Origin of the sequence: Brachybacterium sp. YJGR34 (assembly GCF_003347015.1) — a bacterium.
GTDB lineage: Bacteria > Actinomycetota > Actinomycetes > Actinomycetales > Dermabacteraceae > Brachybacterium.
Genome location: NZ_PNFB01000002.1, coordinates 149,369 through 164,718 on the forward strand (window position 1 = coordinate 149,369; position 15,350 = coordinate 164,718).

Genomic DNA, 15,350 nt, shown 5'->3' on the forward strand with positions numbered 1-15,350 from the left:
TCGCTCCCTGGAGCGAGGGCGGGGGAGAGCGCGCGCGGCGGTAGCCTCGGGGGCGGGAGAACCGAGCTGGAGCAGGGAAGAAGGATGAGCATGGGCGCCCGCGCCGACGACACCAGGGCCCTCGGAGGATCGCGCGCCTACATCGTCTGGATCGCCGCAGTGCTCGCCTACTCGGTGGCCGTGCTGCAGCGCACCACGATGGGCGTCTCCGGCCTCGAGGCGACCGAGCGCTTCGGCACCTCCGCCACCATCGTCTCGACCTTCGTGGTGCTCCAGCTGCTGGTGTACGCGCTGGCCCAGGTCCCCGCCGGGATCCTGCTGGACCGCTACGGCTCGCGGGTCACCCTGACCTGCGGTGCGCTGCTGATGATGGCGGGCCAGCTGCTGATCGCGCAGACCGATGTCGTCTCCGTCGCGATCGTCGCCCGGATCGTGGTGGGCGCCGGCGACGCCCTGACCTTCTCGAGCGCCGTGCGCCTGGTGCCGGCCTGGTTCCCGGCCGCGCGCGTCCCGGTGCTCACCCAGCTCACCGGCATCCTCGGGCAGGTGGGGCAGATCGCCTCCGCCGTCCCCTTCGTCGCGGTGCTCACCGTGGCGGGCTGGACCACCGCCTTCTCCACCGCCGCCGGGGTCAGTGCCTGCGCCGCGCTGCTGGCACTGCTCGTGGTGCGGGCCACGCCGCCGGGGATCCCGCGGCCCCGCGTCCGGCAGGATCTGCGGCGGATCCCGCTGGTGCTGGGCCGCATCGTCCGGCACCCCGCCACCCAGCTGGGCTTCTTCACGCACTTCACCGCCGGGTTCACGGGCATCGCCTTCTCGATGATGTGGGGCTACCCGTATCTCACCGCCGGCGAGGGCCTCAGCCGACCGGCCGCCTCCGCGGTCATGACCGTGCTGGTGGTGGTCTCCATCGTGGCCGGCCCCGTGATCGGCACGCTCACCCAGCGCCACCCGCTGCGCCGCTCCACGCTGGTGCTGCTGATCCTCGCCACCATCGTGGTCCCGCTGGTGGCCGTGGTGCTGTGGCCCGGGCCCGCGCCGATCTGGCTTCTGCTGATCCTGGTCTCCGGCTTCTCGATCGGCGGGCCCGCCAGCAGCGTCGGCTTCGACTTCCCGCGCACCGGCATGGCCCGCCACCGGCTGGGCACCGCCACCGGCGTGGTGATCATGGGCGGTTTCTCCGGCGGGCTCATCGCGATCCTGCTGATCGGCGTGATCCTCGATGCGCTGCGCCCCGACGGGAACTACGACCTCGAGGCCTTCCGCCTCGCCTTCGCCGTGCAGATCCCGATGCTGCTGGCCGGGACCGTCGGCATGCTGGTCACGCGCCGCAGCCTGCGCCGTCGCCTGGCCGCGACCGGTCTGGTGGTCCCGCCGTGGCGCGACGTGTGGCGCAACGGCCGCTGGCGCCGGCTCTGAGGCCGACCGGGCCGGTGCGGGTGCCGCGGCACCCCCACGGGCTCGCGGCGCGCACCGATGTCAGATGTGCCGCTCGGCGCGCTCCGAGCGGCACATCTGACATCAGCGGCCGGCCCCCGCCCACCATCGCGCGCCGCTTGCCGCGGCCGGGCGCGGTGACGTAGCGTTCCTCACGACACTTAATTTCAAGGAGGAAGTATGTCGTTCACGCTGGGCATCGTCGGGATCGGTCAGTTCGGTTCCCATTTCGCAGAGCTCTTCGCCGCGCACCCCGAGATCGACGGGATCTACGCCGTGGACTCCGTCCCCGAGCGCATCGACGCGGTCGAGGCTCGCGGCGTGCACTTCGCCGGACGCTTCGACACCTTCGAGGAGCTGCTCGCCTCCGACGTCGACGCCGTCGCCATCTTCACCCAGCGCTGGACCCACGGCGAGCACGCCCTGGCTGCCCTGCGCGCGGGCAAGCACGTCTACTCCGCGGTGCCCATGGCCATCGAGGAGGAGGAGATCCGGCAGATCACCGAGGAGGTGCAGCGCACCGGCCTCGTCTACATGATGGGCGAGACCAGCCAGTACAACGCGGCCGTGGTGCTGGCCCGCCGCCTGCACCGCAGCGGGATCTTCGGCGAGGTGTTCTATGCCGAGGGCGACTACGTCCACGACATGGACCTCGGCTTCTACGACGCCTACAAGTACTCCGGCGGCGAGGCCTGGAAGTCCACCGCCTCCTACCCGCCGCTGCTGTACCCCACCCACTCGATCGGCGGCATCCTGGGCGTGCTGGGGGAGCGGCACGCGGTCTCCGTCTCCGCGCTGGGCCGGCCCGACACCCGCGGCGACGGCGTGTTCGACAAGGACGTCTCGATGTTCTCCAACGACGTCTCCAACGCCTTCGCCCTGTTCGAGATGGACAACGGCGGCGCCTTCCGCACCAACGAGCTGCGCCGCGTGGGCTACCCCAGCCACAAGCGCGAGAGCCGCTTCCGCTTCTTCGGCGAGGAGTCCAGCTTCGAGGAGACCATCGACGTCACCTACTGGCACGACAAGCAGACCGTGCTCGAGGTGACCGACCTGATCGCCACCGAGGCCACCATGAGCCTGGACGATCCGCGCCTGGCCGACGTCTCGGAGACCCTGCGCGATGCCTTCGTGGCCGGCGCCGCCCGCGCCCACCACCAGGCTCGCCTGCCCCGGGAGTTCCAGGGCATGCCCAACGGGCACGAGGGCGCCCACCACTTCCTGGTGGACGACTTCGCCCGCGCGGTGGTGGACGGCATGCAGCCGGCGGTCAACGCCTGGCAGGCCGCGCGCTACACCCTGCCCGGCGTCATCGCCCACCAGTCCATGAACCAGCGCGGCGAGCGGCTCGAGATCCGCGACCTCGGCGACTGCCCGCTGCCGGTCCAGGACCTCGACGCGGGCCAGGAGACCCTGGACCGCGCCGCGCTCGAGGCGCTGCTCGGCCGGTGACCTGAGCGCGTGGCCCGGCCCGGGACGCGGGCCCGGCCACGCCGAACGGCCGGGCCCGGGAGATCCCTCCCGAGCCCGGCCGCCGTCTGCGCGGGAGGCTCAGCGCACGTCGACGAACACCGGGTTGGCGTAGAACCAGGTGTCGGCCCAGGGGTCGGCGTCGCCCAGCTCCTCGCCGTGGAGCTGCGGCCCGGCTGGGTCCACCTCGGCGCCGTGGTAGCCGGCGCCCAGGCGGTTGCCGTCGGAGCCGCGGAAGCGCACGTAGAACGGTCCCTGCACATCCTCGAACACGTGGGTGAGGGTGTAGGTGCCGCGTCGGCCGGCGGTGTCGATCTGCCGCACCACCCGGCTCGCCGGGGCGCGGAGCTCGTCGGGATCAGCGACCGGTCCGGTGACCGGCCCGGAGATCAGGTCGACGTGGTCGAGGTGGGGGAGGATCCCGGCGGAGTTCTCCGTGTCGCTCGTGGTGATGCGCAGAGTGACCTGCACGTCCTGGCCCCGCCGGACGGTCAGGCGGCCACCCAGGGTGACCTCCGGGCCGGTCACCCGGTCCCGGCCGCCGCCGGTGGAGAGACCCTGGACGGAGACCTCGAAGCCGTCCAGCAGATGCCCGTGGTCGATCCACATCCGCCCGCCGCGGATCGCCTCCATCACCGCACCGTAGGAGCGGTCCGTGGCGCCGGTGTGGATGCGCGCGAACTCGCCGGGCCAGTAGTCGGAGCCGTTCTGCTGCTCGCCGGCCTCGACGGGGTCCGGGCGGCGGCCGCGCACCGCCCACTTGTCGAACTCGTTCTCGAGCGAGGTGTAGGGCTCCTCGTCCGGGTAGTCACCGATCCGTCGCGTGTCGCGCACCTGCAGGTGATGGTCGGAGTTCGCGGTGATCCAGAAGGGGAGTCCCTCGCAGAGCATCGAGTCCCAGACGCCGCCGACGGTCGCGGTCATCCAGTCGAAGCCGCCCCAGGGTCGGTACGCCTCGAGCGGATAGCCGGCGAAGGAGTCCGGCCGCGGGGCGTTGGTGTACTCGCCGCGCTGGTCCCCGGCGCGGGCGAAGGTGCTGACGCCGGAGCCCTGGGCGCCGGGAGCGCCCTCCATCCCGACCATGATCTCGGGATCCGCGTCGCGCCACAGGCGCATCTCGTGCGGGGAGTCGATGCCCAGGCGCATGGGGTGGTTGGCGAGCACCAGGGCGTCGTCGATGCGCCCCTCGCGCTTCTGCTGACCCAGCCAGGCGATCGCCGCGGCGGCCTTGGCCTCCCAGTCGGCCTGCTGGGCCGGGCCGGACGGCTTCTCCCAGCCGTTGAGCTTGCCGTCGAAGGTCAGCTCGAAGGCGCGCAGGATGTCGCGGCTGTCCTTCCCGGGCGCCATGATCACGCTGCCGTGCTCGGCCGCGGGGATGTACCACTCCAGGCCCTGGAAGATCAGCAGGTCGCGGCGGGTGCGCTCCTCGTCGAGCAGCGCACCCGAGTCCCACAGGCCCTGGTCGGCATGGGCGAAGTTCGCGTGCTCGGTGAAGGCCAGCCAGTCCACGCCGAAGCGCTGGGCCGCATCGAGCTGGTCCTGGATGCGGTACTTCGCATCGTGCGAGAACACGGTGTGCACGTGGTGATCGCCCACCAGCCAGGTGAGGTGCTTGGGGCGCACGGTCCGCGACGGCGACGCGGTCGCGGCCGGGCCCCCGGCGGTCAGGGCCGCGGCACCGGCGCCCGCTCCCAGCGCGGCGAGGGCCCCCGCACGCAGCATCCCGCGGCGCGAGAACCCCAGGGAGGCCAGCTCCGCATCGGCGAGGGCGATCCTCCGGGCGGTGGGGGCGGGGCCGGAGGCGCAGGGACGGCGGGCTGAGCTCATGGGGTTCTCCGAGGTCGGGGGAGGGTGACCGGAGGACCCTAGGGACGGCGCACGTCCGGCAGGAATCCGGATCATGACGCCGCGGTGAACGGAGCGCACCCGCGCGCTGGGAACGCGGCTGTCAGATGCGTGACACTGTGAGCAGACGCACCGGCAGCGCCCGGTGCGCCCCACCGCCCCGCCGAGAAGGGATGAGCATGACCCCCTCACCGACCCCCTCCTCGAGTCCGTCCCCGGCGTGGGATGCCGATGCTCTCGGCGTCCTCATGGCGCCGGTGACCGGCACCGAGCTGCCCCAGTGGCTGGGCGAGGCGCTCGACGCCGGGCTCGCCTCGGTCATCCTCTTCGGCCAGAACACCCCGGATCCGCACACCGCGGCCCGCCTGGCCCGCGCGATCCACGCCCGCGCCGAGGACTGCGCCGTGGCGATCGACGAGGAGGGCGGGGACGTTACCCGCCTCCAGAGCGACACCGGCTCCGACCTCCCCACCGCCTGGGCGCTCGGCGAGGCGGACGATCCCGAGCTCACCCGGGACGCGGGCCGCGCGCTGGGCGATCTGCTGGCGGCCTGCGACCTGGACCTCGACCTCGCCCCGGTGCTCGACGTCTCCACCGACCCGGCGAACCCCGTGATCGGCACCCGCGCCTTCGGCGACGATCCCGACCGGGTCGCCGCCCACGCCCGCGCCTTCGCGGGCGGACTCATCGACGCCGGGCTCGGCACCTGCGCGAAGCACTTCCCCGGCCACGGCGCGACCGCGACCGATTCCCACACCGCCCTGCCGCTGATCGACCTGGACCGGCGCGAGATCGAGGAGGAGCACCTGGCGCCCTTCCGGATCGTGCCCTGGCTGGACGCGGTGATGACCGCGCACGTGCTGGTCCCGGCGCTCGGCGAGGGCCCCGCCTCGATCTCGTCCTGGTCCCGTCCGCTGCTGGAGCGCACCATGGGCGGCACCTTCCACGGCCTGGTCATCACCGATGCCCTCGACATGGCCGCCGTCGCCGAGGACCCGGGCTTCGGCGAGGCCGTGGTCCGGGCCGTGGAATCCGGCGCCGACCTGCTGTGCCTGGGCAGCTCGGCCCGGCGCGAGGACCGGCAGATGCTGCGCGAGGCGCACGATGCCCTGGTGGGCGCGGTTCGCGCCGGGCGGATCCCTCGGGAGGTCCTGCACCGGCGCGCCGAGGGCACCCGTTCCCAGCTGCGCACGCTGCGCACCCGTCGGCGCGCCGTCCCCTCCGTGAGCATCGAGACCGCGCTGACCCGGGCCCAGCGCCTGGGCGCCGAGGCCGCAGCGCGCGCCGTCCGCGTCCGCGACGCCCGCCTGGATCTGCGGCCCGCCATGGTCCTCGACCTGCGCCACCGCGCCCAGCACGCCTCCGGAGCACGCTCCCAGCAGCTGGTCTGGGCGCTGCGCGAGCGGGGGATCAGCGCCGACGTCCCGTACTACCCCGACCAGGTGGGCTCCGGGGGCCAGGTCCTCGCGATCACGCGCCTGCCCCGCAGCGATGAGGAGGAGGCCCGGCGGCTCGCGGAGCTCCTGGCACGCCGGCCCGACGCGATCGTGATCCACACCGGGGTGCCCGACGCCGCGCCGGAGCATCGCCGGCGCGTGCTCGCCCACGGCGCCGGCCGCACCATGATGCGCGCGGCCGTGGATCGCCTGCTGCGTGGGGAGGACTGATGTCGCTGCGCGTGCTCGGCATGATGTCCGGGACCAGTCTCGACGCGATCGACGTGGTGCTGGTCGACCTCCGCCGCGACGAGCGCGAGGAGACCGTGCTCGAGGCCGAGCTCCTCTACGTCGGCGAGGAGCCCTGGCCGGAGGAGACCCGCGCTGCGCTGCTCGCCGTCCTCCCGCCCGCGCCCGCCGACGTCGCCGCCTGGAACCGTCTGCACGCCGCGGTGGGGGAGGGCTTCGCCGCAGCCGCCGGGCGCGTGCTCGCGCGCCACGGCGGCGCGGACCTCCTCGCCGTCCATGGGCAGACCCTGCATCACGACGTCGGCCCCGGTGGCGTGGTGGCCTCCACCCTCCAGATCGGCGATCCCGCCCGCCTCGTCGCCGCCACCGGCGTGCCCGTGCTCCACGACCTGCGCTCGGCGGACGTCGCCGCGGGCGGCCAGGGCGCTCCGCTGGCCCCGATCCTCGATCAGCTGCTACTGGGGGATCGCGGCCACCCGACCGCGGTGCTGAACATCGGCGGGATCACCAATGTCACCCTCGTCGGCGCCGGGGATGTGATCGCCGGGGACCTGGGCCCCGGCAACGCCCTGCTCGATGCCGCCGTCCACGCCGCGACCGGCGCCTCCTGCGACGTCGACGCCGAGCTCGCCCGTTCCGGCGCCGTCGACGTCGCGGCGCTCGAGGTCTTGTTGGGCGATCCCTTCTACGCCCGGCCCCTGCCCCGCTCCACCGGCCGCGAGCACTTCGACACCGCCTACCTGCGCCGGATGCTCGGCGAGGACGCGCTCGCCGCGCTCGCGCTGCCGGACCTGCTGGCGACGCTCGTCGAGCTCACGGCGGTGAGCATCGCGCGCGGCCTCGCCCCGCTCGGCGCCGCGGAGGTCATCGTCTCCGGCGGCGGGATCCGCAATCCGCTGCTGCGCGAGCGGCTCGCCGCCCGCCTCGCTCCGGTCCCGCTGCGGGACGCCGATGCGCTGGGGATCCCGGCCGACGGGAAGGAGGCGCTGCTCATGGCCCTGCTCGGGTGGCTGAGCGCGCACGGACTGCCCGGCACCCTCGAGCGCGGCGACGGCACCGCCCACACCGGGGCGCACCGTCCCGTCGTGCTCGGATCGCTCACGCCGCCCCACGCGCTGCGGGAGCTGCCGGTCGATCCTCGTCCCGTCCGCCGGCTGGTGCTGCGGCGCGCCTGATCCTCATGCCGCGGCGTCCGGGAGCGCGGCCGGGCGGTCGCCTGTGCCCCGGGGCAGGATCAGCAGCCCCGCGGCCGCCATCAGCACGATGCCGATCAGGCCGAGCGGCGTGTCCACGAAGGGGTTCATCGCCGCGGGCGTCTCCTGGGTGCTGACGATCCCCAGCGCCAGGCCGAGGGTCGAGTTCAGGGTCGCGTGGGCGAAGGCGGCCGGGATCGGGTTGCCGCCGACGCGCTCCGTGATCGCCCCGAACAGGAGGTTCATGGCGATGCAGGCCAGCACGAACATGCCGATCGCCGCCGGGCGGGGCGCGCCGGGATAGTTGTAGCCGATGAGGGTGACCGGCAGGTGCCACAGCGACCAGATCACGCCGCCGACGATCACCCCGCCGAGCAACCCCAGCGGCTTCAGCCGCGGCCAGAGCCAGCCGCGCCAGCCGACCTCCTCGCCGAAGGCCGGCACTGCGGTCACCAGCACCCCGATGGCCGTGCTGAGCAGCACCAGGGCGATCGCCGCGGAGGTCGGCATCTCGGCGCCGGCCTCCGCGAACTGGTCCGTCACGATCCCGGCCCAGGTCCGGCCGCTGAGGTCGCCGGGCACGCCCCGCAGCACCATGAGCACTGCGGTGGCGGCGTTGAGCGCGACGATCAGCAGCACCGCCAGCGGGGTCCAGAGCGCGAGGCGGTGCCACCGTCCCCGGAAGCGCAGTCCCACGGCGTCACGCCAGGCGACCCGGTCGACGAGCTTCGCGACCACCACGGTCGCGATCAGCGGACCGGCCATGCCCACGGCGATCAGCGGGGTGAACAGCGGATGCGCGATGCCGCCGTCGAGCAGTCAGAACGGGGCGGCGCAGAGAGCGAGGACGGCGAGGGCGAGGCCGGAGAAGATCCCGACGCTGCGCCAGGGGACGGACGGGGTGCGCACCGGCGGCGGCGAGGTCCGGGGCGGTGCCGGGGGAGCGGGCAGGTCCGAGCGGGGTGAGGAGGTCATGTCCTCACGCTCGACGGGCGCTCCGCGCCGGTCAACCGCGGCGGGGCGCGCGTCGACGAAGGTCGGAGCGGACATGTCCTCCGGGGGCGGCCGACCGGTCGGGGCCGGTCCGAAGGTCGGTCACCGCGACAGCCCGGGGGAGCTGCGGTCCTTTCGTCCTTACGGCACCGTAGGTTACGCTCGCGTCCGTGAGTGTCTTCCGTTCCACGATCCCTGACGTCGCGGCCGAGGAGCCGATGATCCAGCTCCTCGCTCCCGACGGCACCCGTACCCCGCACCCCGAGCTCGACGCCGTGCTCGAGGACGCGGGCCTGGCCACCCCCGAGCGTCTGCGCGGCTACTACCGCGACATGGTCATGATCCGCGCCGCGGACCTCGAGGCCACCAGCCTGCAGCGCCAGGGGCAGCTGGGGCTGTGGGCCAGCGCGCTGGGCCAGGAGGCCGCGCAGATCGGCGCCGGCCACGCCGCGCGGGAGCAGGACTACCTGGTCCCCACCTATCGCGAGCACGGCGTGGCCTGGGCGCGCGGCATCGAGCCGTGGCGCCTGCTGGAGCTGTTCCGCGGCATCAGCCACGGCGGCTGGGACCCCAACGCCCTGCGCACCCACCCCTACATGATCGTGCTCGGCTCCCAGGCCCCCCACGCGGTCGGCTACGCGATGGGGCTGCAGCGCGACGGCGTGGTGGGCACCGGCGATCCCGGCACCGACACCTCCGTGCTCGCCCTGTTCGGCGACGGCGCCTCGAGCGAGGGCGAGGTCGCGGAGTCCTTCACCTTCGCCGCCTCCTTCCAGGCCCCGGTGGTCTTCTACACCCAGAACAACCAGTGGGCGATCTCGGTGCCCACGCAGGTGCAGTCGCGGGTCCCGCTCGCCCAGCGCTCCCGCGGCTGGGGCATCCCCTCGGTGCGGGTCGACGGCAACGACGTGCTCGCCGTGCTCGGGGCGGTCCGCACCGCCCTGGACGCCGCCCGCGCCGGCGAGGGCCCGGTGTTCATCGAGGCGCTCACGTACCGCATGGCCGCGCACACCACCAGCGACGACGCCTCCCGCTACCGGCCCGCCGCCGAGGAGGAGGAGTGGGCCGCGAAGGATCCGATCCTGCGCCTGCGCCTCCACCTCGAGGCCCTCGGCGAGATCGACGAGGGCTTCGTGACCCGCTGCGACGAGGAGGCCCACGACCTCGCCATGCAGCTCCACCACCACATCCACGGCATGGAGGACCCCGACCCGGTCCACATGTTCGACCACGCCTATGCCGAGCCCCACCCGATCGTCGAGGCGGATCGCGCCGACTACCTCGACTACATCGCGCAGTTCGAGGACGACGAGCAGACGGGAGAGCGCGCATGAGCTCCACCACCTCCTCCAGCCTCCCGATCGCCAAGGCCATCACCGCCGCCCTGCGCGACGCCATGCACGCCGACGACAAGGTGCTGCTGATGGGCGAGGACATCGGCCCGCTGGGCGGCGTCTTCCGCGTCACCGACGGGCTGCACGCCGAGTTCGGCTCCCAGCGGGTGGTGGACACCCCGCTCGCGGAGGCCGGGATCGTCGGCACCGCGGTGGGCCTCTCCCTGCGCGGCTACCGCCCCGTGGTCGAGATCCAGTTCGACGGCTTCGTGTACCCCGCCTACAACCAGATCACCACCCAGGTCGCGAAGATGCACAACCGCACCAGCGGCCTGGTCACGGTGCCGATGGTGATCCGCATCCCGCACGGCGGAGGGATCGGGGCGGTCGAGCACCACTCGGAGAGCCCCGAGGCGCTGTTCGCCCACACCGCCGGGCTGCGGATCCTGGCCCCCGCGACCGCCCAGGACGCGTACTGGATGACCCGGCAGGCCATCGAGTGCGAGGACCCGGTGATCATGCTCGAGCCCAAGCGCCGCTACTGGGTCAAGGGCGACGTCGACCCCGATCATCGCCCCGAGCTCTCGGCCTGGCAGGCCGCCGTGGTGCGACCGGGCCTGGATGCGACGCTGCTGGCCTGGGGGCCGAGCATGCCGCTCGCGCTCGAGAGCGCGGAGGCGGCCGCGGCCGACGGCATCGACCTCGAGGTCATCGACGCCCGCTCCCTGGCGCCGGTGGACTATCCGACCATCGTGGAGTCCGTCCGCCGCACCGGGCGCCTGCTCATCGTCCACGAGGCCCCCGTGCTGGGCGGCCTCGGCGGCGAGATCGCGGCCCGCGTCACCGAGCAGTGCTTCTACCACCTCGAGGCGCCCGTGCTGCGCGTGGGCGGCTACCACCTGCCGTACCCGCCGGCGCGCATGGAGCACGCCTATCTCCCCGACCTCGACCGGGTGCTCGACGGCGTGGACCGTCTGCTCGAGCACTGACGGCCGCGCCTGAGCGTGAAAGGATCACGACCATGAATGCCGCATCCCCCGAGGGCACCGACCCGATCGCGACGATCGCGCTGACCGATCCCGGCGAGGGCCTCACCGAGGCGGAGATCCTCGAGGTCAAGGTCGCCGTCGGCGACCGGGTCGAGATCAACGACCCGGTGGTCGAGGTGGAGACCGCCAAGAGCGCCGTCGAGCTGCCCAGCCATGTGGCCGGCACCGTCGTCGAGATCGTCGTGAGCGTCGGCGAGGAGGTGCCGGTCGGCGCCCCGCTGCTGCGCGTGGACACCTCCGGCGCTCCGGCCCCGGCATCGGCCGCCCCGGCGGAGGAGCCCGCCGCGCCGGCCGAGCAGCCCGCCGCAGAGCCCGCCCCGTCGGCCGCGGAGACCGCCGACGAGGAGCCGAAGAACCTCGTGGGCTACGGCGCCGCGACCGCGCCGCAGCGCCGCCGCCGTCGGCGCAGCGCGCAGGGTCAGGACGGTCAGGGGCAGGTGCCGATCGACCGCATCCTCGCCAAGCCGCCGGTGCGCAAGCTCGCCCGGGACCTCGGTGTCGCCCTGCACGACGTGCTCGCCACCGGCCCCGAGGGCACGGTGACCCGCGAGGACGTGCTGGCCGCGCAGCAGCGCGCCATGTCCGGCGAGCCCGCCGCCCCCGACCACGAGTACTTCCCCGAGGAGTCGCCGCAGGCCCCGGAGGGCCTGGGCGGCGCGATGAAGTCCACCCGGCACCAGCCCTTCGCCGGGGTCACCAGCGACGAGCGCACCACGCGGGTGCCGATCCGCTCGGTGCGCCGGCGCACCGCCGAGGCGATGGTCGCCTCCGCCTTCACCGCGCCGCACGTGACCGTCTTCAACGAGATCGACATGACCCGCGCGCTCGAGATCGTCACGCATCTGCGCTCCTCGCGGGAGTGGGCCGACGTCAAGGTCAGCCCCCTGGCCGTGATCGCGAAGGCGCTGCTGGTGGCGATCCGCCGCAATCCGGAGGTCAACGCCTCCTGGGACGAGGCCGCGCAGGAGATCGTCTACAAGCACTACGTCAACCTCGGCATCGCCGCGGCGACCCCGCGCGGGCTCATCGTGCCCAATCTCAAGGATGCGCACCTGATGACGCTGCGCGAGCTCGCCGAGGGGATCTCCGAGCTGGCGAGGACTGCCCGCGCGGGCCGCACCACGCTGCGTGACACCCGCGACGGCACCATCACGGTGACCAACTACGGCGTCTTCGACATCGACTCCGGCACCCCGATCCTCAACCCGGGGGAGTCCGCGATCCTGGGCGTCGGCGCCATCAAGGAGAAGCCCTGGGTGGTCGACGGCCAGGTGGTCCCGCGCCAGGTCGCGACCCTCTCGCTGAGCTTCGACCACCGCCTGATCGACGGCGCGCTCGGCGCGGAGCTGCTGCGCGACGTCTCCGCGGTGCTCGAGGACCCGGCACTGGGGCTGGTCTGGGGCTGAGGGGTCAGCCGGGCCCGCAGGGGCTGACCCGCAGGGCGCGCGCGGCACCGCGAGTGTGGCCTTTCGCCCCCGCTGTGCGTGCTCGCAGACTGGCGGAGCGACGCGTCGGTACGCTGTGGCGGTGACCTCGAGCCCCGATCCCGCGCCGCGCAGCCCGCGCCGTGACGACCCGCGGATGCAGACGGTCGAGATGGCCGCGCTGCAGTTCGAGGACGTCGCGGCCTCCGACCTGTTCGGCTCGGGCCCCGTCCGCCCCGTCCTCTCCCCGGCGAGGACCGCCCTGCTGGTCGGGGTCGGCGGCATGCTCGGCGCCATGCTGCGCTTCGGCCTCGCGACCCTCGTCCCGGCCGTCACCACCCCCACCCTGGTCGAGGTGCCCTGGGCGACGCTCACCGTCAACGCGCTGGGCTGTCTGGGTCTCGGCGCCCTGACGGGGGTGCTCGAGGTCCGGCCCGGCCGGCCCTGGATGCCTCCGCTGCTGGGGGTGGGTCTGTGCGGGGGCTTCACCACGATGTCCAGCGTGGTCCTCGAGGGCTCCGCGATGATCGGCGCGGACTTCCCGATCATCGCCCTGTCCTACGCGGTGCTGACCATCGTGCTGTGCCTGGTCGCCGTGGTGGTGGGGATGCTCGGCGCGCGCGGCATCGCCCGCCGGATGTCGGCGCGGCGCGACGACGGGTCCCGCAACATGCCGGCGGCGGGAGGAGACTCATGAGCGCCGGGGGGTTCGTGCTCGCCATCGTCCTGGTCGGGATCGGCGGAGGGCTCGGCTCCGTCGCCCGCTGGGCGCTGCGGGAGGCCGGGGTGCGCCGCGCGGCGGGACGTCCGGGCGGAGCCGACGGGCGGGCACGGCACTGGATGACCTTCGTCGCCAACATCCTGGCCTGCTTCGTGCTGGGAGCGGTGGTGGGCCGGCTGGGCTCCGCGACCGGGACCGGGGAGCTGCTGTACCTGACGCTCGCCGCCGGCTTCTGCGGCGGTCTGTCCACGCTCTCGACCGCCGCGCTGGACGTGGTGGACATGGTCCGCGGCGGCTCCTACGCCATCTCGCTCGCCTACCTGCTGCTGAGCATCGGGGTGGGGATGGCCTCGCTCTGGATGGGACTGGTGATCGTCACGTGAGCGCCCCGACCCGCCCCCGGGTGCGCCCCGTTCTCGTCCTGGCGCTGCTCGCCGCGCTCGCCGCGCTCGCGATGGTGGCCGTCCTGGCAGCCCATGTCGCCGGCGGCGACAACGCCGTGCTGCTCGACGCCGGGCCGCTCGCCCGCCGCGGCGCTCCCGTGGCCGCGCTGGTGGCGGACCTCGGGGCCGCGCTCGCCCTGGGCGGCGCGGTGGTCGCCGGCTGGCTGCTGCACGACGAGCGGGACCGGACCCGGGTGCTGACCGCGGTGGGGGTGGCCGCCGGCGTCACCACCGTCGCGCGCGGACTCTCGCTGGCCTTCTCCTACGCGCTCGCGACCGGGCAGGCCGTCGCCTCACCGCGCTTCGGCTCCGATCTCAGCGTCTTCTTCGCCACCGACCTCGGCATCTGGCTCCTGACGGGCCTGCTGATCGCCGCGGCGATGACCACCGTCGCGGTGCTCGGGACCTCGGTGGGCATCGCCCGGAGCGTCGCGGTGCTCGCCTCCCTGGTGGCCTTCGCGAGCGCGATGACCGGGCACGCCGCGGGGGACGAGACCCATGAGGTGGGCACCTCCACGATGCTCGTGCACCTGCTCGCGGTGGGGGTGTGGCTGGGCGGCCTGGCGGTCCTGCAGCTGCTCCCCGCGCGCAGCCGGGACGATGCCCGCGTGGTGCGCGGCTACTCGCATCTGGCGCTCGTGTGCTGGGTGGCCCTGGCGCTCAGCGGGATCTGGGCCCTCGCCGTCCGGATGAACGGCCCGGCCGATCTCCTCACCAGCGCCTACGTGCAGATCGGTCTGGCCAAGGCGCTGCTGCTGATCCTGCTGGCGGTGCTGGGAGCGCTGCAGCGGCGACAGGTCGCCACCGGCTTCGGGCAGGACGCGGACGGCCGGCGCGCCCTGGCCACCTACCGGCGCCTGGCGATCCTCGAGCTCGCGCTGATGGGACTCGCGGTCGCCCTGGCCGCCGCCATGAGCTCCTCCCCGCCGCCGGCGGACGCCGGGACCCCGCCCGCGGGCGCCGCCGGGCTGCTCACCGGCTACCCGCTGCCGCCGGCGCCGGATCTCACCACGCTGGTCACCGCCTGGCGTCCGGCGCCCTTCGCGATGGCCCTGGCCTGCGTGCTGGTGCTGGTGTGGTGGCGTCCGAGCGCCCCGCGGCGCTCCCGCGGCGCGAGCGGCGCCCTGGTGGCCGCCACGGTCCTCCTGATCTGGCTGACCAGCGGCCCCCTGAACGTCTACGGCAAGGTGCTCGTCTCCGCGCACGTGCTGCAGCACGTGCTGCTGCTGGTCCCCACCGGAGTGCTGCTCGGAGCCGTCGCCGCGGTGCCCTCCGGGCTGCGGGCGGTGCTGCGGGGCCGCTGGTGGCTCGCGGCCCTCGTGGCCGCGGCCGGCCCGCTGGTGATGGTCGGCGCCTACGCGGGGCCCTTCCTGCGTCTCGCCCTGGAGGGCCATGCCGCGCACCTCGCCCTGCAGATGCTGGCACTGGCCGCCGGGGCGCTCACCGCGCTCGCGGTGCGAGCGGCGGATCCCGAGCTGTCCCTCGGCCGGCGTCTGACGGTCCTCGCCGCCCCGCTGCTGGTGGGGATCGGCGCCGGGACCGTGCTGCTGCTGAGCGACACCCTGCTGGCGGCCAGCTGGTTCGGGGCCACCGGGCGCACCTGGTGGGCCGATGCCCTCGCCGACCAGCATCGGGCCGGCGCGGCCGTGCTGGTGGTGGTGGCGCTCACCGCGGTGAGCCTGCTCGGGGCCGGCTTCGTCGCCCGGCGCCGTGGTGCGCGCGGCGGGACGGGTCCGGCCCGCCGCCGCTGACCCGG

At 74.0% G+C, this 15,350-nt stretch carries 13 protein-coding genes; 10 read left to right on the top strand and 3 right to left on the bottom strand.

Annotated elements, in window-relative coordinates:
• The first annotated feature begins 90 nt into the window (after positions 1 to 90).
• A complete protein-coding gene (locus CXH06_RS02575) occupies positions 91 to 1,419 on the top strand; it encodes a nitrate/nitrite transporter (RefSeq protein ID WP_114853597.1) in 1,329 nt (442 codons plus the stop codon).
• A gap of 198 nt (positions 1,420 to 1,617) precedes the next feature.
• Positions 1,618 to 2,889 (top strand): Gfo/Idh/MocA family protein, encoded by a 1,272-nt coding sequence (locus CXH06_RS02580; RefSeq protein WP_114853598.1) that lies wholly within the window; start codon positions 1,618 to 1,620, stop codon positions 2,887 to 2,889.
• 99 nt (positions 2,890 to 2,988) lie between these two features.
• On the opposite strand, the gene CXH06_RS02585 is transcribed toward CXH06_RS02580, so the two are convergent.
• Positions 2,989 to 4,734: a PHP domain-containing protein gene (locus CXH06_RS02585; RefSeq protein WP_114853599.1), complete on the bottom strand. Its 1,746-nt coding sequence runs from the start codon at positions 4,732 to 4,734 to the stop codon at positions 2,989 to 2,991.
• Between the two features lie 197 nt (positions 4,735 to 4,931).
• On the opposite strand from CXH06_RS02585, the gene CXH06_RS02590 reads away from it, so the two are divergent.
• Both CXH06_RS02590 and CXH06_RS02595 read left to right on the top strand, forming a co-directional pair.
• The gene (locus CXH06_RS02590) at positions 4,932 to 6,419 is read left to right on the top strand and encodes a glycoside hydrolase family 3 N-terminal domain-containing protein (protein WP_232820164.1); all 1,488 of its coding nucleotides are present in this window, start codon (positions 4,932 to 4,934) and stop codon (positions 6,417 to 6,419) included.
• Complete coding sequence (locus CXH06_RS02595) at positions 6,419 to 7,612, top strand: anhydro-N-acetylmuramic acid kinase (RefSeq protein WP_232820165.1); 1,194 nt, start codon at positions 6,419 to 6,421, stop codon at positions 7,610 to 7,612. Before CXH06_RS02590 ends, CXH06_RS02595 begins: the two co-directional genes overlap by 1 nt.
• Before the next feature lie 3 nt (positions 7,613 to 7,615).
• Here the strand turns inward: CXH06_RS02595 and CXH06_RS02600 are convergent, their stop codons facing one another.
• Positions 7,616 to 8,395: a CPBP family intramembrane glutamic endopeptidase gene (locus CXH06_RS02600; protein WP_114853601.1), complete on the bottom strand. Its 780-nt coding sequence runs from the start codon at positions 8,393 to 8,395 to the stop codon at positions 7,616 to 7,618.
• A 54-nt stretch (positions 8,396 to 8,449) separates the two neighbouring features.
• Positions 8,450 to 8,605 (bottom strand): hypothetical protein, encoded by a 156-nt coding sequence (locus CXH06_RS02605; protein ID WP_157975563.1) that lies wholly within the window; start codon positions 8,603 to 8,605, stop codon positions 8,450 to 8,452.
• A 236-nt stretch (positions 8,606 to 8,841) separates the two neighbouring features.
• On the opposite strand from CXH06_RS02605, the gene CXH06_RS02610 reads away from it, so the two are divergent.
• The 6 genes from CXH06_RS02610 (at position 8,842) to CXH06_RS02635 (ending at position 15,345) form a co-directional block, all read left to right on the top strand.
• Positions 8,842 to 9,957 carry a thiamine pyrophosphate-dependent enzyme gene (locus CXH06_RS02610; RefSeq protein WP_114853603.1) on the top strand — a complete coding sequence of 372 codons (1,116 nt, stop codon included), beginning with the start codon at positions 8,842 to 8,844 and terminating at the stop codon, positions 9,955 to 9,957.
• The gene (locus CXH06_RS02615; RefSeq protein WP_114853604.1) at positions 9,954 to 10,946 is read left to right on the top strand and encodes an alpha-ketoacid dehydrogenase subunit beta; all 993 of its coding nucleotides are present in this window, start codon (positions 9,954 to 9,956) and stop codon (positions 10,944 to 10,946) included. The genes CXH06_RS02610 and CXH06_RS02615 overlap by 4 nt, the downstream gene beginning before the upstream one ends.
• Before the next feature lie 32 nt (positions 10,947 to 10,978).
• Positions 10,979 to 12,412, top strand: a complete 1,434-nt coding sequence (locus CXH06_RS02620) for a dihydrolipoamide acetyltransferase family protein (protein WP_114853605.1) — start codon at positions 10,979 to 10,981, stop codon at positions 12,410 to 12,412.
• A 121-nt stretch (positions 12,413 to 12,533) separates the two neighbouring features.
• Positions 12,534 to 13,127, top strand: a complete 594-nt coding sequence (locus CXH06_RS02625; protein ID WP_232820166.1) for a CrcB family protein — start codon at positions 12,534 to 12,536, stop codon at positions 13,125 to 13,127.
• Positions 13,124 to 13,534: a CrcB family protein gene (locus CXH06_RS02630; RefSeq protein ID WP_114853606.1), complete on the top strand. Its 411-nt coding sequence runs from the start codon at positions 13,124 to 13,126 to the stop codon at positions 13,532 to 13,534. The genes CXH06_RS02625 and CXH06_RS02630 overlap by 4 nt, the downstream gene beginning before the upstream one ends.
• Entirely contained in the window at positions 13,531 to 15,345 is a 1,815-nt protein-coding gene (locus tag CXH06_RS02635) for a cytochrome c oxidase assembly protein (protein ID WP_114853607.1), read from the top strand. Before CXH06_RS02630 ends, CXH06_RS02635 begins: the two co-directional genes overlap by 4 nt.
• Positions 15,346 to 15,350 lie beyond the last annotated feature (5 nt).